Here is a 24,969-nt window from a genome sequence, read left to right on the forward strand (position 1 = left end):
AGCGCAAACGCCGGTTTCCGGCCGCAAACAGAGTGTGTTAGGAAACCAACGACAAGGGCGCCCTGCCGCCCGGAAGGAAAACGGGGACGGAATTAATGGCGGGTCAAAAGTCCAGCTACGATTACGAGGAACTGCTTGCCTGCGCCCGCGGCGAGCTGTTCGGACCGGGAAACGCCCAGCTGCCCTACCCGCCGATGCTGATGTTCGACCGCATCACCGAGATCAGCGAGACCGGCGGCGCTTTCGACAAGGGTTTCATCCGTGCCGAGTTCGACATCAAGCCGGATCTCTGGTTCTTCGCCTGCCATTTCATCGGCAATCCGATCATGCCGGGCTGCCTCGGCCTCGACGCCATGTGGCAATTGACCGGCTTCTATCTCGGCTGGTTGGGCGAGCCCGGCAAGGGCATGGCGCTGTCGACCGGCGAGGTGAAATTCAAGGGCATGGTGACGCCGTCGGTCAAGAAGGTCGAATATGGCGTCGACTTCAAGCGCGTGATGCGCGGCCGCCTCGTGCTCGGCATCGCCGATGGCTGGCTCAAGGCGGATGGCGAACCCATATACGCGGCAACGGATCTGAAGGTCGGCCTGTCCAAGCAGTCCGCCGCCTGATCGTTTTCACCACGGGGCCTCGCGTGTCAGACGGATGCGCAAGGACGCCGGGCAGTTATTTTGCGTATGATCGAGCGCGAAAACCGATTAGGTTTTCGCCAAACTACGCCGGAAGGAGTTGCGAATGAGACGCGTCGTAGTGACAGGCCTCGGCATTGTGTCGTCGATCGGCAACAACGCCAATGAGGTGCAGTCCTCGCTTTACGATGCCAGGTCCGGCATCAGCTTTTCCAATTCCTTCGCCGAGCACGGCTTTCGCTGCCAGGTGTGGGGCGCGCCGACGCTCGACCCGTCAGCGATGATCGACCGCCGCGCCATGCGTTTCCTGAGCCAGGGCGCCGCCTGGAACCATGTCGCCATGGATCAGGCGATCGCGGACGCCGGTCTGGGCGAAGGCGACATCACCAACGAGCGCACCGGCATCGTCATGGGCTCCGGCGGACCGTCGACCAGGACCATTGTCGAGGCGGCGGAAATCACGCTCAAGAACAGCAGCCCGAAGCGCATCGGTCCGTTCGCGGTGCCGAAGGCGATGTCGTCGACCGCTTCGGCCACCTTGGCCACCTGGTTCAAGATCCACGGCGTCAACTACTCGATCTCGTCGGCCTGCTCGACCTCGGCGCACTGCATCGGCAATGCCTATGAGCTGATCCAGTGGGGCAAGCAGGACATGATGTTCGCCGGCGGCCACGAGGATCTCGACTGGACGATGTCGGACCTGTTCGATGCCATGGGCGCCATGTCGTCGAAATTCAACGACAAGGCATCGGCCGCATCGCGCGCGTATGACGTCAACCGCGACGGTTTCGTCATCGCCGGCGGCGCTGGCGTGCTGGTGCTGGAAGAGCTGGAGCATGCCAAGGCGCGCGGCGCCAAGATCTATGCCGAGATCGTCGGCTACGGCGCGACCTCCGATGGCTACGACATGGTGGCGCCCTCGGGCGAAGGCGCCGTCCGCTGCATGCGGCAGGCGCTTGCAACCGTCTCGACACCGGTCGACTACATCAACACCCACGGCACCTCGACGCCGGTCGGCGATTCCAAGGAAATGGGCGCCATCCGCGAGGTGTTCGGCGACAAGATGCCCTACATCACCTCGACCAAGTCGCTGACCGGCCATTCGCTCGGCGCCGCCGGCGTCCAGGAATCGATCTACTCGATCCTGATGATGCAGGGCGGCTTCATCGGCGAGAGCGCCCATATCGAGGAGCTCGATCCGGAATTCGAGGGCATGCCGATCGTGCGCAAGCGCATCGAGAACGCCAAGATCGACACCGTTTTGTCCAATTCCTTCGGTTTCGGTGGCACCAACGCAACGCTGATTTTCCAGCGCTATTCCGCATAAGGATTGCCTTTTATGGAAGGGTTGATGAAGGGCAAGCGCGGGCTTGTCATGGGGGTCGCCAACGATCATTCGATCGCCTGGGGCATCGCCAGGAAATTGTCCGAACACGGGGCGGAGCTCGCCTTCACCTATCAGGGCGACGCTTTCGGGCGGCGGGTCAAGCCGCTGGCCGAGAAGGTCGGCGCCTCGCTGATCGTGCCTTGCGACGTCGAGGACAGCGCCTCCGTCACCGCGACCTTCGAGACGCTCGGCGAGGCCTGGGGCGGGCTGGATTTCGTCGTCCACGCCATCGGCTTCTCCGACAAGAACGAGCTCAAGGGCCTCTACGCCGACACCAGCCGCGACAACTTCGTCCGCACCATGGTGATCTCCTGCTATTCCTTCACCGAGATCGCCCGCAATGCCGCGGCGCTGATGACGAATGGCGGCTCGATGATCACGCTGACCTATGCCGGGTCGGTTCGGGTCATGCCGAACTACAACGTCATGGGCGTCGCCAAGGCCGGGCTGGAGGCGAGCGTGCGCTATCTCGCCAATGACTACGGTCCGCGCGGCATCCGGGTGAACGGCATCTCGGCGGGACCGGTGCGGACGCTCGCCGGCTCCGGCGTTTCGGACGCGCGCCACATGTTCTCCTATCAGCAGCGCAACTCGCCGCTCAGGCGCACCGTGACCATCGACGAGGTCGGCGGCTCGGCGCTCTACCTGCTGTCCGATCTGTCTTCGGGGGTCACGGGCGAAATCCACTATGTCGATTCCGGCTACCACATCGTCTCCATGCCGACGCTCGAGGAGCTGAAGCAGAACGACGGCGCCCGCGAATAATTCGCTAACGAAAAAAATACCTTCCGGTAAAATTGGAGGCATTGGCGGAAACTCATTTTAAGGAGGTATCCGCTAGAAGGTCCCGTAGTTTGGGGACCTTGCATGTCTGCAGTCAGCAACCCGAAGCGAACACCGCTGTTCCGGCTGATCACCATCGCCAGCTCGGCCATGGGCAGTTTCATCCTCGGACTCTGGGGATTGCAGTTCGGCTTCGGCGACGGCCTAGCCGGCATGACGGCGGAGACGATGGCGGCAATCATCGCGGCGCTCTGCGCCCTTTCCGCCGGCGGCGCCGCGCTCTCGTTCTTCGCGGGCGTCGATGAATCGGCCGAATACGTCTTCAAGGAAACGCATTTCGACAAGCTGACGGGGCTGCTGTCGCGCCCGGCCATGGTCGGCAAGATCGCCGCGGCGGCGTCGGAAACGATCAGGACCGGCGAACCGGTCTACCTGATCGATATCGACATCGACCGCTTCAAGCAGATCAACGATGCCATCGGCTACAGCAATGGCGACGAGCTGGTCCGCGCCTTCACCGGAAGGCTGCAGGAGAGCATGCCGGAGAATGCTGTGATCGGGCGCATCGGCGCCGGCGAATTCGCCGTGCTGCTGCCGGACTGCGAATTGACGGGATCGCTGGAACGGCTGCTCGAGAAGCTGATCAACCAGATGATGGAGCCCTATCAACTCCAGAGGCACCTGCAGTCCGTCAGCATGTCCGTCGGTGTCGTGGCGATGCCGAAGGACGGCGTCGATCCGGTGCTGATCCTTCGCCGCTCGAACCTGGCGCTGCAGAATGCGCGCGCAAGCGGCATCGGCAACTGGTCGGTCTTCCACGCCGATATGGGGCGGGTGGCGGACTACCGGCAATGGATCGAATCCGAGCTGAAAACCGCCTTCGATCGCGGCGACTTCAGCCTCCACTACCAGCCGCAATTCGACCTGCCGAGCGGCCGTATCATCGGCTACGAAGCGCTGATCCGTTGGAAGCACCCGGAACGCGGCATGATCCCGCCGATGGAATTCATTCCGATCGCCGAGGAAACCGGCATGATCAATCCGATCGGCGAGTGGGTGCTGCGCAAGGCCTGCAGCGACGCCCAGCACCTACCGCAGGATTGCTTCGTCGCCGTCAACATCTCGCCGGTCCAGTTCATGACCAAGGACTTCGTCGGCATCGTGCGCGAGACCATGGCATCGACCGGCATCAAGCCGTCGCGGCTCGAGCTCGAAGTCACCGAGACGGCGATGATGCAGGACCGCGACCGCGCGGCCGTCATCCTCAAGCAGCTCGCCGAGATGGGCATCTCCGTCGCCGTCGATGATTTCGGCACCGGCTATTCGAATCTGAGCTACCTGATCGACTTCTCGTTCGGCAAGCTGAAGATCGACCGCTCCTTCGTCAGCCGCATCGATACCGATTCCAGCTCGGGCGCCGTGGTCTCGACCATCGTCGGGCTGTCGCGAGCGCTTGGCGTCGGCATCATCGCCGAAGGCGTCGAGACCGAGAACCAGGCGACGCTGCTGAGAGCCGCCGGCTGCGAGGTGGTGCAGGGCTATCTGTTCGGGCGTCCCGCGCCGCTCAGGGTCGAGCTCGGCGAGACGCGCCCTGCCTTCAGCGCGCGGGAGCCCGCACGTATCGTCAGCCTGCAGTAATCCGCCTTGATCCTGCGCGATTCCGGACGGAAAACCGCTCTGCACTTTTCCCGGAATTGTGTTCTTCCTTGACGCAATTCCGGACGGAAAACCGCTTCACACTTTTCCTGGAATTGTGTTCTTCCTTGACGCAATTCCGGACGGAAAACCGCTTCACACTTTTCCTGGAATTGTGTTCTTCCTTGACGCAATTCCGGGCGGAAAACCGCTTCACACTTTTCCTGGAATTGCTTTTATCGCCGCGCCGAAAACACCTTGAACATGCCGTCGCGCGCGATCTCGGCGTGGCTTGAGAAGGCTCCCGCCAGCACCTGTTCGTAGGGCAACTGCCGGTTCGCCACCATGAACAGGCGCCCACCTGGTTTCAGCGCCTTCGACGCCGCACGGATCATGCCTGAGCCGATGCCCGGCTCGGCAGCCCGGCCGCTGTGGAACGGCGGGTTCATGACGATCGCGTCATAGCGCCGCTCGACCGTTTCCGACACCAGGTCGGTCCAGAAGAAACGCGGCGCGGCCACGGCTGCGCGGACATTGACCTTCGCCGCCTCCAGGGCCTCGAAATCCGCCTCGTAGAGATCGAGACCGGAGAGGTCCGGCGAGCGTTCCGAGACCTCCGCCGCCAGATAACCCCAGCCGGCGCAGAAATCGGCGACGTTGCCCGCAAGGCCCCGCGGCAGGCTGTCCAGCAGAAGCTTCGAGCCGGCGTCGACGCGATCGAAGGAAAACATGCCGGGCGCGGTGCGGAAGCGGCCCGCAACGACCAGATCGGGATTGGCGACGCGAAGCGCGCGGGCCGCATCCGTTCCGGCCTGGCGGAACCAGAAGGCGACGCCGTGATGTTTCGGCAGGTGGGCTTCCAGCGGCGCCAGCGCATCGACGCGCTTGCGCAGGCTGTCGATGCCGTCCTCCTTGCCGCCGGCGACGACGATCAGCCCGCCCGGTGCCACGCGCTCGATCGCCTCGGCGATGCGCAGCTCGTTCTGGCCGCGATGCCGGCCGGCCAGCACCAGGGCGGTATCGAACCCGGAGGCTTCCGCTCGCGGCGTAACCCTGTGGCCTGTCGCCTGCAGGGCGCGAAAATGCGGCCGGAAGCCTTGCACGAGATGCAGCGCGCCATCGAAACCGTCGGGTAAGCGGAAACCGGGTTCGGCCCCCAGGAACAGCACGCGAGCGTCCCGCCCCGGCAGAGGGAGCGTCTCGGCCTCGAAGGGATGAAACAACGTCTTCAGCGGCTCTGCGACCATTCACATGCCCTTGAAACAAAAACGGGCGCGACCTCGCGGCGCGCCCGTTCAACTATCCAGTCAGACCGATCAGGCGGCGTCTTCCTCGCCTTCCGGCTTCTTCTTCTCCTGAACGATTTCCTTGCCGGTCGCCTGGTCGACGACCTTCATCGACAGGCGAACCTTGCCGCGCTCGTCGAAGCCCATCAGCTTGACCCAAACCTTGTCGCCTTCCTTGACGACGTCGGAGGTCTTGGCGACGCGCTCATTGGCGAGCTGCGAGATGTGGACGAGGCCGTCGCGCGGGCCGAAGAAGTTGACGAAGGCGCCGAAGTCGGCCGTCTTGACGACGGTGCCCTCGTAGATCTCGCCGACTTCCGGCTCGGCAACGATGGTGTGGATCCACTTCTTCGCAGCCTCGATCTCCTTGGCGTTGGCCGAAGCGATCTTGACCGTGCCGTCGTCCTCGATGTTGATCTTGGCGCCGGTCTTCTCGACGATCTCGCGGATCACCTTGCCGCCAGAGCCGATGACGTCGCGGATCTTGTCGGTCGGGATATGCATGACCTCGATGCGCGGCGCGAACTCACCAAGCTCGGCGCGCGAGGAAGAAATCGCATGCGCCATCTCGCCGAGGATATGCAGGCGGCCGTCCTTGGCCTGGCCGAGCGCGATCCCCATGATCTCCTCGGTGATGCCATCGATCTTGATGTCCATCTGCAGCGAGGTGACGCCATTGGCGGTGCCGGCGACCTTGAAGTCCATGTCGCCGAGGTGATCCTCGTCGCCGAGGATGTCGGAGAGCACGGCGAAGCGTTCGCCTTCCTTGATCAGGCCCATGGCGATGCCGGCCACCGGCTTGGCGATCGGCACGCCGGCATCCATCAGCGCCAGCGAGGTGCCGCAGACGGTCGCCATCGACGACGAGCCGTTGGACTCGGTGATCTCCGAGACGACGCGCAGCGTATAGGGGAACTGGTCGGCGGAGGGCAGCATCGGGCGGATCGCACGCCAGGCAAGCTTGCCGTGACCGATCTCGCGACGGCCGGGCGAGCCCATGCGGCCGGTTTCACCGACCGAATAGGGCGGGAAGTTGTAGTGGAGGAGGAACTTCTCCTTGTACATGCCGGTCAGCGAGTCGACATACTGCTCGTCCTCGCCGGTGCCGAGCGTGGCGACGACCAGCGCCTGGGTCTCGCCGCGGGTAAACAGCGCCGAACCATGGGTACGCGGCAGGACGCCGACCTCGGAGACGATCTTGCGCACGGTCTTCAGGTCACGGCCGTCGATGCGCGAGCCAGTGTCGAGGATGTTCCAGCGCACCACCTTGGCCTGGAGCTCCTTGAAGACGCTGCCGATCTGTTCGGAGGCGTACTTTGCTTCCTCGCCTTCGGCCGGCGCGAACGCTGCCTTGACCTTCGCCTTGACGGCGTCGACGGCGGCGTAGCGCGACTGCTTGTCGGTGATCTTGTAGGCCTCGCGCAGCTCGTCCCCGACGATCTTCAGCATCTCGCCTTCGAGCTCGGAATAGTCCGGAGCAGTGAAGTCGCGCGGCTCCTTGGCGGCGACCTCGGCCAGCTTGATGATCGCCTCGATCACCGGCTGGAAGCTGTTGTGGCCGAACACGACGGCACCGAGCATCAGGTCCTCGCTCAGCTCCTTGGCCTCGGATTCGACCATCAGCACGGCGTCTGCGGTGCCGGCGACGACGAGGTCGAGCTTCGATTCCTCCATTTCGTCGATATGCGGGTTGAGCACATATTCGCCGTTGATGTAGCCGACGCGGGCGCCGCCGATCGGGCCCATGAACGGCACACCGGAGAGCGTGAGCGCAGCCGAGGTGGCGACGATCGACAGGATGTCCGGATCGTTCTCGAGATCGTGCTGGACGACGGTGACGACGATCTGGGTATCGTTCTTGTAGCCGTCAGCAAACAGCGGGCGGATCGGGCGGTCGATCAGACGGGAAACCAGCGTTTCCTTCTCGCTCGGGCGGCCCTCGCGCTTGAAATAGCCGCCCGGGATCTTGCCGGCGGCATAGGTCTTTTCCTGGTAGTTGACGGTGAGCGGGAAGAAATCGAGGCCGGGCTTCGGTTCCTTCATCGAAACGACGGTGGCGAGAACCACGGTCTCGCCGTAGGTGGCGAGCACGGCACCGTCAGCCTGGCGGGCGATCTTGCCGGTTTCCAGGATGAGCGGACGGCCGCCCCATTCGATTTCCACTTTGTGATGATTGAACATATCTTGTCCTTCATATGCGGAAAGGGCCGCGCCGTCTCAACGGTCGCGGGGCATCCCTTTCCTGGCTTCCTTCGGGCAGCCACGGGCAAGACAACGGGAAGCTCGATAATCCGGCGTATTGCCGAGCGAGCATCCTGCAATCCTGCCCCATGACCGTCCACGGGCGGTTCCGAATGGCCCTCTGCACTTTCGGAACCAGGTCTGGCCGACCGGTCGGCCGGCCTTGCGCATGACGCCGAAAATCCCTGTTTCCGGAACGCGCCCTGCGCGAATGCGAATTTCGAGAGCGCTTCGCGCTCCATTCTCAGCATCGAGACACCGGACCAGCCGATGCGCCAATGCGCGACCGGCGGGCTCTCCGCAGAGAGCCCGCCGGTCAATTCGTCAGCGACGCAGACCGAGCTTGTCGATCAGCGTCTGATAGCGCGCGTCATCCTTGCGCTTGAGGTAGTCAAGCAGGCTGCGGCGCTGGGAAACGAGAGCAAGCAAACCACGGCGGGAATGGTTATCCTTCTTGTGGTCCTTGAAGTGCTCCGTCAGGTTCTTGATGCGCTCGGAAAGGATGGCAACCTGGACTTCCGGGGACCCGGTATCGCCCTTGGCGGTTGCGAATTCAGTCATCAATTCCTTCTTGCGATCGGCAGTAATCGACATCGTGTTTTTCCTTATCTGTTCGAGGAAACGGGACGCCCACAGCCGGGATGTCGTCCAGCAGGGGCCGGTGCAAGCGACGCGTCAGGGCGCGAAGCTGCGGCGCATATAGTGCAATTTCCTGCAAAACGCCAGCCTAATCGTCGAGCCGGCTTGTCGCAGGTCTTGCCGCAAAAACAGAGGGTTCCGCCCGCTACAGCCACTTCTTCCATTTGAAGAAGGCGACGAGCCCGACGGCGACGACCAGCATGAACAAAAGTGCCGCCGGGTAGCCGTAGTAAGCCTTCAGCTCCGGCATGTTCCAGGGCGAGCTTTCCGGCTCGAAATTCATGCCCCAGACACCGACAAGGAAGGTAAGCGGCATGAAGATCACCGAGACGATCGTCAGATAGGAGATGACGTCGTTGGTACGCGCCTGGGTCAGCGACAGATGCATCTCGATCAGGCCGGTCAGCATGTCGCGCTGGTTCTCGACCAGCTCGATCAGCCGCAGCGCATGGTCGAGCGTGTCGTTGAAGAAGATCTTGGTCTCTGCCGTTACAAAGGGAACGTCGTTGCGGATCAGCGTCGCCAGCGCATCGCGCATCGGCCACAGCACTCCCTTCAGCACATTGGCGTCCCGCCGCAACTCGTGCAGCTGCCGCATCTGATGCTTGTGCGGCGTGTTCAGCATCTGGTCCTCGATGCCGTCGACCAATTCGCTCGCCGCCTCGATCGGCGGGAAATAGCTGTCGACGATGGCGTCGATTAGCGCATAGGCGAGATAGTCGGCGCTGCGCGAGCGCAGCCGGTTGGGCATGGCCGCCGCGATGCGCTTGCGCACGGGGTCGAACGGATCGCCTTCGCGCTCCTGGAAGGTGACGACGAAGCTCTTGCCGAAGAACACCGCGATCTGCTCGTAGCGGTGCGCGGTGACATCGTCGATCATGCGCATGGCGACGAAGGCATGGTCCTCGAAGAAATCCACCTTCGGCCGCTGGCCGGTGTTGACGACATCCTCCAACGCCAGCGGATGCAGGTTGAAAATCCGGCCGATCTCCTCGATCAGCGGGATGTTGGCAAGTCCGGTGCAGTCCAGCCAGACGAGCGGCCATTTTTCGCAATGGGCGTTGAGCTCGTCGATGCTGGCATTGTCGATGGTCTTGAATTTTTCGGGCGAGATCAGCGTCAGCCTGAGCTCGCTGCGCCGCGCCGCCGGATCGGCGATCAAGGTGCCAGGCGAAGCTCCAACTGGCGGCCGGCGGGTTTTCAACGGCGCCCGTTTCCTGTCGCTGTCAGCCATGTATCCCTCGACGCCGAGCGCCCGTCAGCCTGAGTCTCGCACTGAAACTAACGCATGACGTCGCCGACCGGAATCGGTTTTCAGAAAGGACCAAGCGCAGATTCAAGGCTTTAGAGGAGACTTACCCGACAAAGACGCGCTTGGGCTTGAACATGCCCTGCTCGATGGCGCCGATGGCGACGAGCTTGCCGCGCGCGGTGGCGCAGGCCTCCTCGGCCTCGACCGGCGCATCGCGGCCGCGAATGATGACGGGGTTGCCGAGGCGGATCTTGGTCGCCGCGTCGTCGCTGACGGCGACCTGCGGCAGGCAGTCGAGCGCCGCGGCGGTATCGACCAGCAGCTGATCGATGGCACCGAAATCGGCCGGCGCCTCGGCTTCCTCGCCAGAATTCTCATCGGCCCTGCCGCCGAAGCGCGCGGCTTCGAGCTCGGCGACGGTGACGAAATCGTCCGCCGTGAACGGCTCGACCTCGACGCGGCGCAGTTCGGCGATATGGCCGAAGCAGCCCAGATCGCGGCCCATGTCGCGCGCAAGCGAACGCACATAGGTGCCTTTGCCGCATTCGACCTCGAAGACGGTCTTATCGGCGCCATGCTCGACGATGTCCAAACGGCCGATCTCGATCTCGCGGGCGGGAATTTCGACGGTCTCGCCGTCGCGGGCAAGGTCGTAGGCGCGTTCGCCGGCGATCTTTATGGCCGAGAATTGCGGCGGCGTCTGCATGATGATGCCGGTGTATTCCGGCAGCAGCGCCCTCACCTCGGCCTCGGCCGGGCGCCGGTCGGAGCTGTTCGTCACCGGCCCTTCGAGGTCGTCGGTCGAGCGCTCCTCGCCCCAGGCGACGGTGAAGCGGTAGACCTTGGCGCCGTCCTGCACATAAGGCACGGTCTTGGTCGCCTCGCCGAGCGCGATCGGCAGCATGCCGGAAGCGAGCGGATCGAGCGTGCCGGCGTGGCCGGCCTTCTCCGCCTGGAACAGCCATTTGATCTTGGAGACCGCTTCGGTCGAGCCCATGCCGACCGGCTTGTCCAGCACCACCCAGCCGGAAACCGGCCTGCCCTTCTTCTTGCCGCGACGCGCCACTTATTCTTCGTCCTTGTCGTTATCCTGGTCGTCGAGGTCGCGCGCGACTTCGGGCGATTTCAGCAGTTCGTTGATCCTGGCGAAATTGTCGAAGGACGTGTCGAGCCGGAAGCGAATCTCCGGCATGTACTTCATCTGCCTGAGCGCGCCGGAGACGCGACCGCGGACGAATTTCGCGTGTTTGTTGAGGGCCCCGACCACGGCATCGGCGTCGCCGACGCCGAGCGGCGAAACGAAAGCGGTGGCGATCTTGAGGTCGGGCGACATGCGCACCTCGGAGACCGAGACGACCGCGTTCTCGATCACCGGATCGATGATCTCGCCGCGCTGCAGGGTTTCGGACAGGGCATGGCGCACCTGCTCGCCGACGCGCAGCATGCGCTGGGAGGGGCCTGATGTTGTCGAACGGGACATTTTCTTCAATCCTGAAATCGTGAAGCGCGGGATAGGACCGCGCCACATGTCTCAAATATGAAATAAGGCTTTGGGCGGCAGCCTTTCGGCCGCCGCCCGGGGTCATTCCGGCAAGTATATCCGAATTTAGAGCGTCCTGCTCACCATCTCGACGCGGAAGCACTCGATGACGTCGCCGACGCGCATGTCCTCGTAGTTCTGGAAGGCCATGCCGCATTCCTGGCCGCCCGGCACTTCAGAGACTTCGTCCTTGAAGCGCTTCAGCGTCTTCAGCGTGCCTTCGTGCACGACGACATTGTCGCGGATCAGGCGCACGCCCGCGCCACGCTCGACCTTGCCTTCGGTAACGCGGCAGCCGGCGATCTTGCCGACCTTGGAGATGTCGAAGATCTCGAGGATCTCGGCATTGCCGATGAAGGTCTCGCGCCGCTCCGGCGAGAGCATGCCGGAAAGCGCCGCCTTCACGTCATCGACGAGGTTGTAGATGATCGAGTAGTAGCGGATCTCGATACCGGCAGCGGCAGCGGCCGTACGCGCCTGCGCGTTGGCGCGGACGTTGAAGCCGATGATCGCAGCACCCGAGGTCTCGGCAAGCGACACGTCGCTTTCGGTGATGCCGCCGGCGCCCGAATGGACGATCCGCGCCCGCACCTCGTCGTTGCCGAGCTTTTCGAGCGCGGCATTGATCGCCTCGATCGAGCCCTGCACGTCGCCCTTGATGACCAGCGGGAATTCCTTGAGCCCGCTCGTCTGCAACTGCGACATCATCTGCTCGAGCGAGCCGCGCTGGCCGGCATGCTTGGCCACCGCCTTCTCGCGCGCCAGGCGTTGGCGGTACTCGGTGATCTCGCGGGCTCGGGCCTCGTTGTTGACGACGGCGAAACGGTCGCCCGCCTGCGGCGTGCCCTGGAGGCCAAGCACCTCGACCGGCGTTGCCGGCGAGGCTTCCGGCACATGCTCGCCACGATCGTTGACGAGCGCGCGGACACGGCCCCACTCGTTGCCGGCCACCAGGATGTCGCCCGGCATCAGCGTGCCGGTCTGCACCAGAACGGTGGCGACAGGACCACGACCCTTGTCGAGCTTGGCCTCGATGACCGCGCCTTCGGCGGTACGGTCGGGGTTGGCCTTGAGGTCGAGGATTTCGGCCTGCAGCAGGATCGCCTCGAGCAGCTTGTCGATATTGGTGCCCTTGGTTGCCGACACCTCGACGTCCAGCACCTCGCCGCCCATCGATTCGACGAACACTTCATGGCGCAGAAGCTCCGCACGCACCTTCTGCGGGTCGGCGTCGCGCTTATCGATCTTGTTGATCGCCACGATGATCGGCACGCCTGCCGCCTTGGCGTGATTGATCGATTCGATCGTCTGCGGCATCACGCTGTCGTCGGCCGCCACCACCAGCACGGCGATGTCGGTGACCTGGGCGCCGCGGGCGCGCATCGCCGTGAAGGCGGCGTGGCCGGGCGTGTCGATGAAGGTGATCTTCTGGCCGTTCTTCTCGACCTGGTAGGCGCCGATGTGCTGGGTGATGCCGCCGGCCTCGCCGGAGACGACATTGGCGTTGCGGATGGCGTCGAGCAGCGAGGTCTTGCCGTGGTCGACATGGCCCATGATGGTCACCACGGGCGGACGCGACACCAGATCTTCCGGACGGTCGGCGATATTGAACAGGCCTTCCTCGATGTCGGACTCGGCGACGCGGCGAACCGTATGGCCGAACTCCGAAGCGACCAGTTCGGCCGTGTCGGCGTCGATGACGTCGCCCGGCTTCAGGATCTGGCCCTGCTTCATGAAGAACTTGACAACGTCCACGGCGCGCTCGGACATGCGCTGCGCCAGTTCCTGGATGGTGATGGTTTCGGGCAGGATCACTTCACGCATGACTTTCTCGCGCGGCTCGTTGTGCATCGCGCGTTTGAACTTCTCCTGACGGCGGCGCATCGACGACAGCGAACGACCACGGGCGTCCTCATCCGACAGCGCCGAATTCAGCGTCAGCTTGCCGCGGCGGCGGTCTTCCTCGCCCTTGGTGGGCTTGGCCGGACGCGCCACTTCGGGCGTGGCGAGGCGGCGGGCGGGTGCACCGGCACCGCTACCGGCTCCAGTACGCCTCGGCTTGGCCTCCTCCTCCTCGTCGGCCGTGGCGGTATCCGCGGCCTGCGGCGCGCGGCGGCGGGCCTCTTCCTCGGCGCGGCGGCGGGACTCGGCCTCGGCCTGGAGGCGCGCTTCTTCCTCGGCCTGGCGGCGCGCGGATTCCTCACGCTCGCGCTTGCGCCGTTCTTCTTCCTCGGCGCGGCGCTTGCTCTCTTCCTGAGCGCGCTGACGGTCCTCGATCTCACGTGCCTTGGAACCCTCAAGCGCCTTGCGGCGCGCTTCCATCTCGCCGCGCGACAATTCGTTCAGCACCATGCCCGAGCGTTCCGGCGGCGGCGGCGCCTTCGGCGCTTCCTGCACGGCAGGCGCGGGTGCCGCGGCCGCGGGCTTCGGCGCGAAGACGGACGGCGCCACCGGCTCCGGCTTGTCGCCGGGCAGCGAGAACTTGCGCTTCTTGGTCTCGACCACGACCGACTTGGTGCGTCCGTGCGAGAAATTCTGGCGCACGGTGCCCTGCTCCAGGCCGGGACGCTTCAGCGTCAAGGTCTTCTTCGGCGTAACGCTCAACGTCTTGTCGTCGCCCGATTTCGTATCGTTCATTCCATATCCTCTGCGGCATCATCTTCGTCGGCAACGGCCGCAAGCATTGCCAAATCGTCCGGGGTTCCGCCCCGATACCGGTCGAGCGCGACCATGCGCTTCTCAACCGCCTTTCCCGCGTCCTGCGCGAGGACGGCAGCATGTATCACATTTGTACCCCCCAATGCCAAGCTCAACTCGGCCTCGGGGAAAAGTTTGTAGGCAAGGATGGCGGGGCCGCCGAGATGGACGGTTGCCCGCCGCGCCTGACTGATCTTGCGCACACCGTCGTCCGAGGCCTCGGTCGCGTGCAGCACGAGGAGCGCCTGCCCGTCGCGCACGGCGGCCTCCACCTTTGCGGCGCCGAGAACGACCGCTCCGGCCTTGCGAGCAAGACCCAACATACCCAGAGCGGATCTGGAAAGCAGCCCGTCGACCATGCCGCCGAGATCGGCGGGAACATCGACCTGCGCCTTGAAGGCCCGGGCAAACAGATTCTTCGCCGCAGCCTTGTCGATATGTAGGCGATCGGCGGTGACCCAGCAACCGCGGCCGGGCAGATTCCTCTTGATGTCTGGAACGACGGCCGAATCCGGGCCGACGACGAAACGGATCAGCTCATCCGCGTCGGCCTGCCTGCGCGTAACGATGCAGGTGCGATCGTTCATCTCGTCCACGGGCTTTGCGATGCGCGTTCACCTCACGCACCGACGGTTTCGCCGGCAGCCGCTTCTTCCTCAGCGGCCGATTCTTCCTCGGAGATCCAGCCGGCCTTCTTGCGAGCCGCCAGCACCATCTCTTCGGCTTCGGCGCGCGAAACGCCGTGATCGGCGAGCACGCCCGGAAATACCTTGGTCTCGCCGTCCTTGCGTTCCTTCCAGCCGATCAGATCGTCGACGGCATAGCCGGCGAAATCCTCGATCGTCTTCACGCCGTCCTCGCCAAGCGTCACCATCATGGCCGTGGTGATGCCGGGGATCTCGCGCAATTCGTCCTCGACGCCGAGCGCCTTGCGCTTCTCGTCGTGCTCAGCCTCGATCTTCTCGAGATATTCGCGGGCGCGCGACTGGATTTCGGACGCGGTGTCCTCGTCGAAACCGTCGATCGAGGAGATTTCGCCCGAGTCGACATAGGCGACTTCCTCGACGCTGGTGAAGCCTTCGGAGGCAAGCACCTGGCCGACCATCTCGTCGACGTCGAGGGCTTCCATGAACAGCGCCGAACGTTCGACGAATTCCTTCTGGCGACGCTCGCTCTCCTCCTGCTCGGTCAGGATGTCGATGTCCCAGCCGGTGAGCTGCGAGGCGAGGCGAACATTCTGGCCGCGGCGGCCGATGGCCAGCGACAGCTGGTCGTCCGGCACCACCACCTCGATGCGCTCGGCATCCTCGTCGAGCACCACCTTGGCGACCTCGGCCGGCTGCAGCGCGTTGACGATGAAGGAGGCGGCCGAAGGCGACCACGGAATGATGTCGATCTTCTCGCCCTGCAGCTCGCCGACGACCGCCTGGACGCGGCTGCCGCGCATGCCGACGCAGGCACCGACCGGATCGATGGAAGAATCGCGCGAGATGACGGCGATCTTGGCACGCGAGCCCGGGTCGCGGGCGACCGACTTGATCTCGATGATGCCGTCGTAGATCTCCGGCACTTCCATGGTGAAGAGCTTGGCCATGAACTGCGGATGTGTGCGCGACAGGAAGATCTGCGGGCCGCGCTGCTCGCGGCGCACGTCATAGACATAGGCGCGGACGCGGTCGCCATATTTGTAGTTCTCGCGCGGGATGAGCTCGTCGCGGCGGATGATCGCCTCGCCGCGGCCCAGGTCGACGATGACGTTGCCGTATTCGACGCGCTTGACGGTGCCGTTGACGATCTCGCCGATGCGGTCCTTGTACTCGTCATACTGACGATCGCGCTCGGCCTCGCGCACCTTCTGGACGATGACCTGCTTGGCCGACTGGGCGGCGATGCGGCCGAAATCCATCGGCGGCAGCTGTTCGGCGATGAAGTCGCCAAGCTGGGCGTCGGGGTTGCGCTCGCGCGCGGTCGAAAGAGCGATCTGCGTGGCGTAATCCTCGACCTTCTCAACCACTTCCATCAGCCGCTGCAGCTTCATCTCTCCCGTGTTGGGATTGATGTCGGCGCGGATATTGGTTTCCTGACCGTAACGCGAACGCGCCGCCTTCTGGATCGCATCGGCCATGGCGGCGATGACGATCGACTTGTCGATCGACTTTTCACGCGCGACCGCATCGGCGATCTGCAGCAGTTCGAGCCTGTTGGCGCTTACAACCATTGTCTTTCTCCCGACTTCGCTCCGGGCTCGCGGCCCGAAAACTCAATCAACTTTCCTGTTCTGTTTCGTTTCCTTCGCCGGCGGCGGCATCTTCCGCTTCGCCCCGGCGTTTTTTTGCTTCCTTGCGGGCCCTGTTGTCCTTCGACAGGGCCTCGCGGATAAGATCGTCGGTCAGCACCAGCCGCGCCTCGGCGATCGCATCATAGGGCACGCGCACAGTCGGCTCTTCGCCATAGGCCGCCTTGTCGCGCTCCAGCAATATGCCGTCGGCGTCCGCCTCGGCAATCTTGCCCTTGAAACGCTTGCGGTCGCCGATGAGGACCGAGGTCTCCATCTTGACCAGATGGCCGGTCCAGGTGGTGAAATCCGACTTGCGCACCAGCGGCCGGTCGATGCCCGGCGACGACACTTCGAGATGATACGCCTTTTCGATCGGATCTTCGACATCGAGCGCCGGCGACACGGCGCGGCTGACCTCCTCGCAGTCCTCGACAGTCATGGTGCCGTCGTCGCGCTCGGCCATGATCTGCAGCGTCAGCCCGTTCTGTCCGGTCAGATGCACCCGCACGAGGCGGAAACCGATGGCCTTGAGCACCGGCTGCACGATCAGCGCAATGCGCGCATCGATGCCGCTCTCGCGGATGATGCGGTCGTCGGCTTCGTTTGCCGCTGCGGTCATAAACTTCCTGTCGCTTTGTCGCTCCGGCCGGCAGGTAACAAAAAAGAGCGGGACCGGGTGGACCCACTCTTCGTCATACCGACCAAGAATTTGAGGCTGATATAGACGATCCCGGCCAGCGTTTCAAGCCTGACGATGCCAGCAGGCAAAGTCGCGCAGGAGGTGGCAGCGTTGCGTGCCGAGCATGGCGGCCATGCGCCGGCACCTCTGTGATTCCAGTTTGCCAGCACCCATTTATGCTGCAACGCAAAAAGAAGGTCGCGCGCGGCGGCGCGCGAAGGTATTCGTCATGGACCGTGGATTGTTTTTCCTAATCGGTGATTTTCTGACGACATTCGGCAGCGCCGCTGCCGCGTCGCGAGCCGTCGAGGCCGGCCGCAAGCCGCGCCGCAGCGACCTGAAGAAGCTCGGCATCGACCCGACCGCTTTCGACAGGATCGGTCGGTTCTGAGCCGCGGACAACAGGGCGCTTGCCGCCCTCTTGAAAGATTTCGAGCTACGTCCGGATAAAGGTCAGATAAGCCGGCCGCCGTCCCTCGCGGATCGCCTTTGCCTCATAGCGCGTGCCGGGCCAGCCCTCATAGGGCGTTTGCCAGCCGGCGGCCTCGCTGGCCTGCCAGGCGAAGCTGCCATTGGCGCGGCAAGCGAGCAGCGTCCAGTTCACATAGCTGTCGATGTCGGAGGCGAAGCGGAATCTGCCGCCCGCCTTCAGCACCCGGGCGAACCGGTCGAGGTTGGCAGGGCTTACGAAGCGCCGCTTCCAGTGCTTCTTCTTCGGCCATGGATCGGGATAAAGCAGATCGATGCCGTCGAGCGAGGCCGGCGGCAGCCAGTCGAGCAGGCGCGTGGCGTCGTCGTCATAGACCCTGAGATTGGCGAGCGGCGCCTTGGCGAGCGCGGTCATCATCTTGGCCATGCCGTTGACGAAGGGCTCGACGCCGATAAAGCCCGTCGCCGGCGCTTCCGTCGCGCGGTGCAACAGATGTTCGCCGCCGCCGAAGCCGATCTCGAGCTGAACGGCTGAGACCTTTGCCTCGAATAGCATTCCGAGGTCCGCCGGTGGCTCCGCCGCCAGGTCGAGCCTGTAGGCGCGCAGGCCGCTCTCCAGCGCCGCGGCCTGCTGCGGACGAATGGTCTTGCCGTGCCGGCGGCCGAAAAATGCTTCGGTCGCGCGGCTCGGCCGGTCCTTCGGGTCCACTGGCGTCAGGCGGCGACCGCGTCCTTGAGCGCCTTGGCGAGGTCCGTCTTCTCCCAGGAGAAGGAACCGTCGCGGCCGGCCTTGCGGCCGAAATGGCCATAAGACGAGGTCTTGGCGTAGATCGGCTTGTTGAGGTCGAGATGACGGCGGATGCCAGAAGGCGACAGGTCCATCACCTGACGCAGAGCTCCCTCGAGCCTGGCCTCGTCGACCCTACCGGTGCCGTGCAGGTCGACATAGACCGACAGCGGCTGGGCGACGCCGATGGCGTAGGACAGTTGGATGGTGCAGCGGTCGGCGAGCTTGGCCGCGACAACGTTCTTGGCGAGATAACGCGCCGCATAGGCGGCCGAGCGGTCGACCTTGGTGGTGTCCTTGCCGGAGAAGGCGCCGCCGCCATGGGGGGCCGCGCCGCCATAGGTGTCGACGATGATCTTGCGGCCGGTAAGGCCGGCGTCGCCGTCGGGACCGCCGATCACGAACTTGCCGGTCGGGTTGATATACCAGTTGCAGTCCTCGGCGACCTTGAGATCGCCAAGCGCCTCGCGGATGTACGGCTCGACGACCTTGCGCACCTTCTTGGAATCCCAGCTGGAATCGAGGTGCTGGGTGGAAAGCACGATCTGCGTCACTTCCGCAGCCTTGCCGTCGGCATAGCGCACGGTGACCTGGCTCTTGGCATCCGGGCCGAGCCTGCCGGCATCGCCATTGCCTTCATGGCGCGCGGCGGCCAGCAATTCGAGGATCTTGTGGCTGTAATAGATCGGCGCCGGCATCAAGTCGGGCGTCTCGCGGCAGGCATAGCCGAACATGATGCCCTGGTCGCCGGCACCTTCCTCGCCCTGGCGGTCGGCAGCATTGTCGACGCCCTGGCCGATGTCGGGCGACTGGCCGTGCAGCAGCACCTCGATCTTGGCCGTCTTCCAGTGGAAGCCTGCCTGCTCGTAGCCGATCTCGCGGATGGCCTTGCGGGCGACCGACTTGAACTTGGCCGGATTGACGACCGGGTGGCCCGCCGCATCCTTGAGGATGCTGCCGGCCTTGTCCTTCTTCAGCAGCGTCTCGGGGACCCTGACCTCGCCGGCGATGACGACGCGGTTGGTGGTGGCCAGCGTCTCGCAGGCAACGCGCACCTTCCACGGGTCCATGCCCGTCTTCCTGGCTTCGCGATAGACAAGATCGACGATCTCGTCGGAGATACGGTCACAGACTTTGTCGGGATGGCCCTCGGAGACGGATTCCGAGGTGAAGAGATAGTTCTGCCGCGTCACGGGTGTCCCCTCTTGAAAAAGATCGGCAAGGCTGCCGATTTTGGCGCGCCACGTGTTAGCGGTGCCGGGCGCCGCTCGTCAAGCGGCGCGACGGATCTGGCATGACTTTCGGCACAATCAGCTTGTGCCACCGGCGGCAAGGCACCCCCGGCAGCATGAGCCTGGAATCACTCGGCGTCGTCCGGCGAAAGGGACTTCACAAGATCGATGATCCGGCGCCGCACCTTGACGTCAGGAATCTTGACGAAGGCACGATTGAGCTGAAGCCCTTCCGGGCTGCCGCAGAATTCGATGGCGAACGCCATCGAGGCATCCTCGGCGAATCCCCGATTGCCGGCCCCGGCCTCCTGACCCGGGGCGTCCTCGAAGAAGAAGGCGACCGGAACACTCAGAATGGATGCGATGGCCTGCAGACGGCTGGCCCCCACCCGGTTCGTCCCCTTTTCGTATTTCTGGATCTGTTGAAACGTGATGCCGAGATTTTCACCCAGCTTTTCCTGGCTCATTCCAAGCATATTGCGACGCAGCCGAATACGACTCCCGACATGGATGTCGATCGGATTCGGCTTCTTCTTGTTCTCTTCTGTCATTTTTTCCTCGCCGAATTTTTCCGGCTTTTTCTATTTTTGCCGCCCAAACGAAGCCGGAGCCACCTGCCCCAACAGACCCCTCCGACCGACTTCGAGAAAATTTTAGGCGTTACAGTATGAGTTTCTAATGTGCCGACTGTCAATTCACCCGTAGCCGCTGCCTTACATTCAATGTGAAGGCCATGAGCGCAAACAGCAACATGATCAGCAATCCGTTAATGCGCCGCTGGTCGGCAGAAAGCAGCGCGTGCCCGGAAATCGGCAAATGCGCATCGATGGCGCCGCGCGCGTCGACCGCCAAGGCATCGACGATGCGCCCCCGCGAATCGACAACGGCGGAGATGCCGTTGTTAGCCGCACGCAACAAAGGCAACCCGTTCTCCACCGCGCGAATCTGCGCCTGCCGGAAGTGCTGGTACGGGCCTGGCGTATCGCCAAACCAGGCATCGTTCGTGACGTTCACAATAAGTTCAGATGACGCGGCGTCAACCGCTACAAGGTCGGGAAAGATGACCTCGTAGCAGATGAAGGGAGCGGCGCTGAGGCCGTTCGGCACCGCAATCGGATGCCGCTCGTTGCCGGCGGCGAAATTCATCGGCCCGGCGACGAGTTGTCCGATGCCGAAACGTTCGAACAGACCCTCGAAAGGCAGATATTCGCCGAACGGCACCAGGTGCACCTTGTCGACGGCATCAACCATCTCGCCCTTGTCGTTGATCGCCACCACGGAATTGTAATAACGGCTGCCGGCAGTCCCCGCGCCGCCCTCCTCGCGCACCACGCCGGCGATCAGCATCTGGCCATCGGTCAACATATCGCCGAGGGCCGTCAGCGCGTCCGGACGCTCCGTGAACAGGAACGGCACCGACGTTTCCGGCCACAGGATCAGTTGCGGCCTGGCATGGCCCTCATCCGGCGCCTTGGCCGATATCCCCATCAGCGTGGCGAAGATGCGGTCGCGCACCGAGGCATCCCATTTCTCGCTGAGATCGACGGCTGGCTGGACGATGCGAACGTCGATCGCGCGGGCGGCCGGCTCGGCCGGGGCGGCGAGCCTGAAATAGCCGAAGCCGACATCGGCGGCGACAAGGATGACGAACAAGGCAAGGCCCAGCTTCAGATGCCGGCGCGCGGCGACAAGCGCCGGCAAGGAAAAGACGAAGACCGCGAGCGCGTTCATGCCGATCATGCCCGTCACCGACACGCTCTGCATCAGGAGCGGCACCGGCATCGCGGCATAGCCGACGGCATTCCAGGGAAAGCCGGTGAAGAGAAAATCGCGCAGCCATTCGGCAAGGCTGAAGCCGAAGGCGAGCGCGGCGATGCGGCCGATGTCGCTGCTCCAGAAAAGCCGCGCCGCGACCGCCGCAAAGCCGTAGAAGAAAGCGAGCGCGAAGGGAATCCCGACCACGGCGAAGGGCAAGGCCCAGGCGAAGCTGTCGGCTTCGACCAGAAGCGCCTGGCCGATCCACCAGAGGCCGGCGAGGAAATAGCCGAAGCCGAACCACCAGCCGATGGCGAAGGCCGGCCGCAGGCGCTTGAGCCAGCCGTCGGACGCTTCCCCGGTGGCGCCGTCGAGCAGCCAGACAAGCACCGGAAACGAGACGAAGCAGACGGCGAAGAAATCGTAAGGAGCCTGGGCAAGAACCGCGAGCGCTCCCGCGGCAAACGCGACCAGCGACCGCCGCCATCCCCACAGCAGAATTATCCGGCCGGCAAAGCGCTGCATCTAGCTTCCCAAGTCGCGCGAATCAGGGAGCCAGAGATTTAACAGGCCGGGCCGGATGCTCCAAATGACGGTGACTTGAGGAACGTCTTTCTATCGGTGCCACCCTTGGATGCTGAGACCACTCATCCGCTCGGCCTCTTCTTTGGGCACAACGCGCACGGTCTGCGTGAAGGTCCAGACATGGCCTTCGGGATCGCGGGCCCGGTATTGCCGTTCGCCGTAGAAGTGATCGATGGGCGCCTCGACGATTTCGGCCCCCGCGACGCGCGCTTTCTCGCAGTGGGCGTCGAGGTCTTCCCTCAAACGGACGTAGACCGATTGGGTGTTCTTGCCGCCGACCGAGGCGGGGCTGGCAATGTGCTCGGCCCATTCGGAATCGATGATGATGTAGCCGTCGCCGAACCGCATTTCGGCATGGACAGGCCGCCCATCGCCGTCGCTCACCAGCATGCTCGGCTCGAAGCCGAACGCCCCCTGAAGCCAGGCCAGAGCCGCGCGTGGATTTCGATAGAAGACGCCGGATCCGAGGACCGCATGCTTGAACGGATCGTCGACCGGCATGGGGCGCGACGGTATCAGGCTTGCTCGGTGCGCGCCGCGCGGCGGCGCTGCCGTTCGCCCTTCGGGCTCTGCACGATGCGCACCCGCTTGACGCGGCGCGGATCGGCGTCGAGCACATGGAACTCGAAGCCCGGTATGGCTTGCACCACCTCGCCCCTGGCCGGGACGCGGCCAAGCGTGTTGAAGATCATGCCGCCGATCGTGTCGACATATTCGCCATGCTCGCCGGCGGCGAAATCCTCGCCGATCATCTTGGCGACCTCGTCGATTTCGGCCTTGCCGTCGACGACGAACACGCCGTCGCCGGTCTGGGTGATCATCGGCTCGTCGTCATCGTGCTCGTCCTCGATGTCGCCGACGACCATCTCGACGATGTCCTCCAGCGAGGCAAGGCCGTCGGTGCCGCCATATTCGTCGATGACCAGCGCCATCTGGGTGCGCGTCGTCTGCATGCGTCCCATCAGGTCGGAGGCAAGCATCGACGGCGGCACGAACAGGACCGGGCGGATCAGGTCGAGATCGCCGATGGTGCGCGCGAGGTCGACCTGGGTGAGATCGAGAACGGTCGGCGCCGGCGCCTTCCTGTTCGCGCGGCCCTTCTTGACGCGGGCGAGCTTGGTGATGTGGGCAAGAACGTCGCGGATATGGACCATGCCACGCGGGTCGTCGAGCGTTTCGGAATAGACCGGCATGCGGGAATGGCCCGATTGCTCGAAGAGGCCAAGCAGATCGCCGAGATTGGTGGTGATCTCGACGGCTTCGATGTCGGCGCGCGGCACCATGACGTCCTCGACGCGCACTTCGCGCAGCCGCAGGATGTTGTTGAGCATGGCGCGTTCGCCGGGCGAGAAGGATTCGGCATCGGTGGCCGTCTCGGCCAGCGCGTCGGCGATCTCCTCGCGCAGGTTGGTGCCATTGCGGTGCCGGAACAGGCCGAGCACGCGATCGAAGAGCGAAGGACCGGCATGCGAAGGCTCAGCGGCTGCGCTGCCGGTGGGAATACTCGGACTGGAGCCTTCTTCCGACTTTTCGGAAGGTCTGGCCGCACTGCCGGCGTCCGGACGGGCGGCAGTTTCTGGTTTGTCGTTCATCGCCATCAGGTCAATTGGTCTTTTTTGTTACGCGTAGGGATCGGGAATGGCAAGCCTTGCAAGCGCGGCGCGCTCGATCGCTTCCATCTCCTCGGCCTCGGCGTCGGTCTCGTGATCATGGCCAAGAAGATGCAGCAGGCCATGGATGACGAGATGGGTGATATGGTTCGCCAGCGGCTTGTCTTCCAGGGCGGCCTCGCGCGTGACCGTCTCCGAGGCCAGCACGATGTCGCCCAGCATCGGCGGCAGTGCACCGCCCTTCGGGAAGGAAAAGGCAGGGAAAGACAAGACGTTGGTCGGTTTGTCCTTGCCGCGCCATTCGGCGTTGAGGGTCTGGATATGGGCATCGTCGGAAAAAACGATGCTGAGCTCGGAGGCGCCACTTGCGCCGGTCTCGGCAAAGACGGCGGCGACCGCCCGATCGACCAGGCGCTCCAGCTCGGCCTCCGCGGGCCAGTCGCCGGCCTCGACGAAAATATCGATGTCGACCGGCGTCTCGCCGCTGGTTTCCGGATTTTCAGCCATTTGGCCTTCGATCAGCTTTCGGCGCCGAGCCCTCTGGCCAGCTTGCCGTCGCGGTCGTAGGCCTTGACGATCTCGGCGACCAGCGGATGGCGCACGACGTCGCCCTCGTTGAAGCGGACCGTGACGATGCCCGGCACGCCGTCAAGGATGCGCAGCGCTTCGACGAGGCCCGACTTGGTGTTGGGCGGCAGGTCGATCTGGGTCGGATCGCCGGTGACGATCATGCGCGAGTTCTCGCCGAGACGGGTGAGGAACATCTTCATCTGCATCGGCGTGGTGTTCTGCGCCTCATCGAGGATCACCGCCGCATGCGCCAGCGTGCGGCCGCGCATGAAGGCCAAAGGCGCGATCTCGATGACCTCGGCGGCAATCGCCCGCTCGACCTTGTCGGCCGGCATCATGTCGTAGAGCGCGTCGTAAAGGGGCCTCAGATACGGATCGACCTTCTCCTTCATGTCGCCGGGCAGGAAGCCAAGCCGCTCGCCGGCCTCGACCGCCGGGCGCGACAGCACGATGCGCTCGACCATGCCGCGCTCCAACAGCATCGCCGCATGCGCCACCGCCAGATAGGTCTTGCCGGTGCCGGCCGGGCCGATGCCGAAGACCATTTCGGAGCGCTCCAGCGCGCGCATATAGGCGTCCTGGTTGAGCGAGCGGGCATAGATCGTGCGCTTGCGCGTCGCGATCTGGGCGGCCGAAACCTTGCCTTTGCGCTCCATGGTCGGCAGCGTCAGCTGGTCGTCGGCGGCGATCGCCATGCGCACCGCGCCGTCGACGTCGGACTGGCCGATCTCTGCGCCTTTCTGCAGAATGCCGTAGAGTGTATCCAGCGCGCGGCGCGCCTGCTCGGCGGCTGAGGCCGTGCCTTTGATCGCAAGCTGGTTGCCGCGCGAGCGGATGTCGACACCGAGCTTCTGCTCGAGCCGGGCCAGGTTCTCGTCGAACTGGCCGTAAAGGGCGCTGGCAAGCTTGTTGTTGTCGAAGGTCAGTACGATGTGCGCCATGTCGGAGGCCCCGG

Annotated in this window: 23 protein-coding genes; 5 read left to right on the plus strand and 18 right to left on the minus strand. The window is 64.1% G+C overall.

Annotated elements, in window-relative coordinates:
* The first annotated feature begins 95 nt into the window (after positions 1 to 95).
* The 4 genes from fabA to EJ067_RS12740 all read left to right on the plus strand — a co-directional run bounded on the left by fabA (position 96) and on the right by EJ067_RS12740 (position 4,437).
* On the plus strand, positions 96 to 611 hold the full coding sequence (gene fabA, locus EJ067_RS12725; RefSeq protein ID WP_027165888.1) for a 3-hydroxyacyl-[acyl-carrier-protein] dehydratase FabA: 516 nt from the start codon (positions 96 to 98) through the stop codon (positions 609 to 611).
* 124 nt (positions 612 to 735) lie between these two features.
* Positions 736 to 1,956, plus strand: a complete 1,221-nt coding sequence (fabB, locus tag EJ067_RS12730) for a beta-ketoacyl-ACP synthase I (RefSeq protein WP_126086011.1) — start codon at positions 736 to 738, stop codon at positions 1,954 to 1,956.
* Between the two features lie 12 nt (positions 1,957 to 1,968).
* Positions 1,969 to 2,781 (plus strand): enoyl-ACP reductase FabI, encoded by an 813-nt coding sequence (gene fabI / locus EJ067_RS12735; protein ID WP_126086012.1) that lies wholly within the window; start codon positions 1,969 to 1,971, stop codon positions 2,779 to 2,781.
* Positions 2,782 to 2,883: 102 nt separating this feature from the next.
* A complete protein-coding gene (locus EJ067_RS12740; protein WP_126086013.1) occupies positions 2,884 to 4,437 on the plus strand; it encodes a bifunctional diguanylate cyclase/phosphodiesterase in 1,554 nt (517 codons plus the stop codon).
* 233 nt (positions 4,438 to 4,670) lie between these two features.
* On the opposite strand, the gene EJ067_RS12745 is transcribed toward EJ067_RS12740, so the two are convergent.
* From EJ067_RS12745 to rimP, 10 genes are all read right to left on the minus strand, one after another.
* Positions 4,671 to 5,681 (minus strand): class I SAM-dependent methyltransferase, encoded by a 1,011-nt coding sequence (locus EJ067_RS12745; protein WP_126086014.1) that lies wholly within the window; start codon positions 5,679 to 5,681, stop codon positions 4,671 to 4,673.
* A 69-nt stretch (positions 5,682 to 5,750) separates the two neighbouring features.
* Positions 5,751 to 7,901, minus strand: a complete 2,151-nt coding sequence (gene pnp, locus EJ067_RS12750; protein ID WP_126086015.1) for a polyribonucleotide nucleotidyltransferase — start codon at positions 7,899 to 7,901, stop codon at positions 5,751 to 5,753.
* 384 nt (positions 7,902 to 8,285) lie between these two features.
* Complete coding sequence (gene rpsO / locus EJ067_RS12755) at positions 8,286 to 8,597, minus strand: 30S ribosomal protein S15 (protein ID WP_281058988.1); 312 nt, start codon at positions 8,595 to 8,597, stop codon at positions 8,286 to 8,288.
* Between the two features lie 148 nt (positions 8,598 to 8,745).
* Positions 8,746 to 9,834, minus strand: coding sequence for a magnesium/cobalt transporter CorA (gene corA, locus EJ067_RS12760; protein WP_126086016.1), 1,089 nt, complete (start codon positions 9,832 to 9,834; stop codon positions 8,746 to 8,748).
* A gap of 121 nt (positions 9,835 to 9,955) precedes the next feature.
* Entirely contained in the window at positions 9,956 to 10,918 is a 963-nt protein-coding gene (gene truB / locus EJ067_RS12765; protein ID WP_126086017.1) for a tRNA pseudouridine(55) synthase TruB, read from the minus strand.
* Positions 10,919 to 11,332: a 30S ribosome-binding factor RbfA gene (gene rbfA, locus EJ067_RS12770; protein WP_126086018.1), complete on the minus strand. Its 414-nt coding sequence runs from the start codon at positions 11,330 to 11,332 to the stop codon at positions 10,919 to 10,921.
* Between the two features lie 126 nt (positions 11,333 to 11,458).
* Entirely contained in the window at positions 11,459 to 14,029 is a 2,571-nt protein-coding gene (infB, locus tag EJ067_RS12775) for a translation initiation factor IF-2 (RefSeq protein ID WP_126086019.1), read from the minus strand.
* Positions 14,026 to 14,676, minus strand: coding sequence for an RNA-binding protein (locus EJ067_RS12780; RefSeq protein WP_126086020.1), 651 nt, complete (start codon positions 14,674 to 14,676; stop codon positions 14,026 to 14,028). The genes infB and EJ067_RS12780 overlap by 4 nt, the downstream gene beginning before the upstream one ends.
* 32 nt (positions 14,677 to 14,708) lie before the next feature.
* Positions 14,709 to 16,307: a transcription termination factor NusA gene (nusA, locus tag EJ067_RS12785; RefSeq protein ID WP_126086021.1), complete on the minus strand. Its 1,599-nt coding sequence runs from the start codon at positions 16,305 to 16,307 to the stop codon at positions 14,709 to 14,711.
* 46 nt (positions 16,308 to 16,353) lie between these two features.
* Positions 16,354 to 16,986 carry a ribosome maturation factor RimP gene (rimP, locus tag EJ067_RS12790; RefSeq protein WP_126086022.1) on the minus strand — a complete coding sequence of 211 codons (633 nt, stop codon included), beginning with the start codon at positions 16,984 to 16,986 and terminating at the stop codon, positions 16,354 to 16,356.
* 184 nt (positions 16,987 to 17,170) lie between these two features.
* Between rimP and EJ067_RS12795 the strand changes: the two genes are divergently transcribed.
* Positions 17,171 to 17,437 (plus strand): hypothetical protein, encoded by a 267-nt coding sequence (locus EJ067_RS12795; RefSeq protein ID WP_126086023.1) that lies wholly within the window; start codon positions 17,171 to 17,173, stop codon positions 17,435 to 17,437.
* Between the two features lie 45 nt (positions 17,438 to 17,482).
* Here EJ067_RS12795 and EJ067_RS12800 read toward each other — a convergent pair whose 3' ends face one another.
* The 8 genes from EJ067_RS12800 to EJ067_RS12835 form a co-directional block, all read right to left on the minus strand.
* Complete coding sequence (locus EJ067_RS12800) at positions 17,483 to 18,184, minus strand: tRNA (guanosine(46)-N(7))-methyltransferase TrmB (RefSeq protein ID WP_126086024.1); 702 nt, start codon at positions 18,182 to 18,184, stop codon at positions 17,483 to 17,485.
* 5 nt (positions 18,185 to 18,189) lie between these two features.
* A complete protein-coding gene (gene metK, locus EJ067_RS12805) occupies positions 18,190 to 19,455 on the minus strand; it encodes a methionine adenosyltransferase (RefSeq protein ID WP_126086025.1) in 1,266 nt (421 codons plus the stop codon).
* A gap of 167 nt (positions 19,456 to 19,622) precedes the next feature.
* Positions 19,623 to 20,045 (minus strand): helix-turn-helix transcriptional regulator, encoded by a 423-nt coding sequence (locus EJ067_RS12810; protein WP_126086026.1) that lies wholly within the window; start codon positions 20,043 to 20,045, stop codon positions 19,623 to 19,625.
* Between the two features lie 139 nt (positions 20,046 to 20,184).
* Positions 20,185 to 21,774 carry an apolipoprotein N-acyltransferase gene (gene lnt / locus EJ067_RS12815; protein ID WP_126086027.1) on the minus strand — a complete coding sequence of 530 codons (1,590 nt, stop codon included), beginning with the start codon at positions 21,772 to 21,774 and terminating at the stop codon, positions 20,185 to 20,187.
* Positions 21,775 to 21,864: 90 nt separating this feature from the next.
* Positions 21,865 to 22,335 carry a VOC family protein gene (locus tag EJ067_RS12820; RefSeq protein WP_126086028.1) on the minus strand — a complete coding sequence of 157 codons (471 nt, stop codon included), beginning with the start codon at positions 22,333 to 22,335 and terminating at the stop codon, positions 21,865 to 21,867.
* A gap of 14 nt (positions 22,336 to 22,349) precedes the next feature.
* On the minus strand, positions 22,350 to 23,426 hold the full coding sequence (locus EJ067_RS12825; RefSeq protein WP_126086029.1) for a hemolysin family protein: 1,077 nt from the start codon (positions 23,424 to 23,426) through the stop codon (positions 22,350 to 22,352).
* 27 nt (positions 23,427 to 23,453) lie between these two features.
* Positions 23,454 to 23,951 (minus strand): rRNA maturation RNase YbeY, encoded by a 498-nt coding sequence (gene ybeY / locus EJ067_RS12830; protein WP_126086030.1) that lies wholly within the window; start codon positions 23,949 to 23,951, stop codon positions 23,454 to 23,456.
* Between the two features lie 11 nt (positions 23,952 to 23,962).
* Positions 23,963 to 24,955 (minus strand): PhoH family protein, encoded by a 993-nt coding sequence (locus tag EJ067_RS12835; protein ID WP_245468304.1) that lies wholly within the window; start codon positions 24,953 to 24,955, stop codon positions 23,963 to 23,965.
* Positions 24,956 to 24,969 lie beyond the last annotated feature (14 nt).

It is taken from the genome of Mesorhizobium sp. M1D.F.Ca.ET.043.01.1.1 (genome assembly GCF_003952385.1).
Lineage (GTDB): Bacteria > Pseudomonadota > Alphaproteobacteria > Rhizobiales > Rhizobiaceae > Mesorhizobium.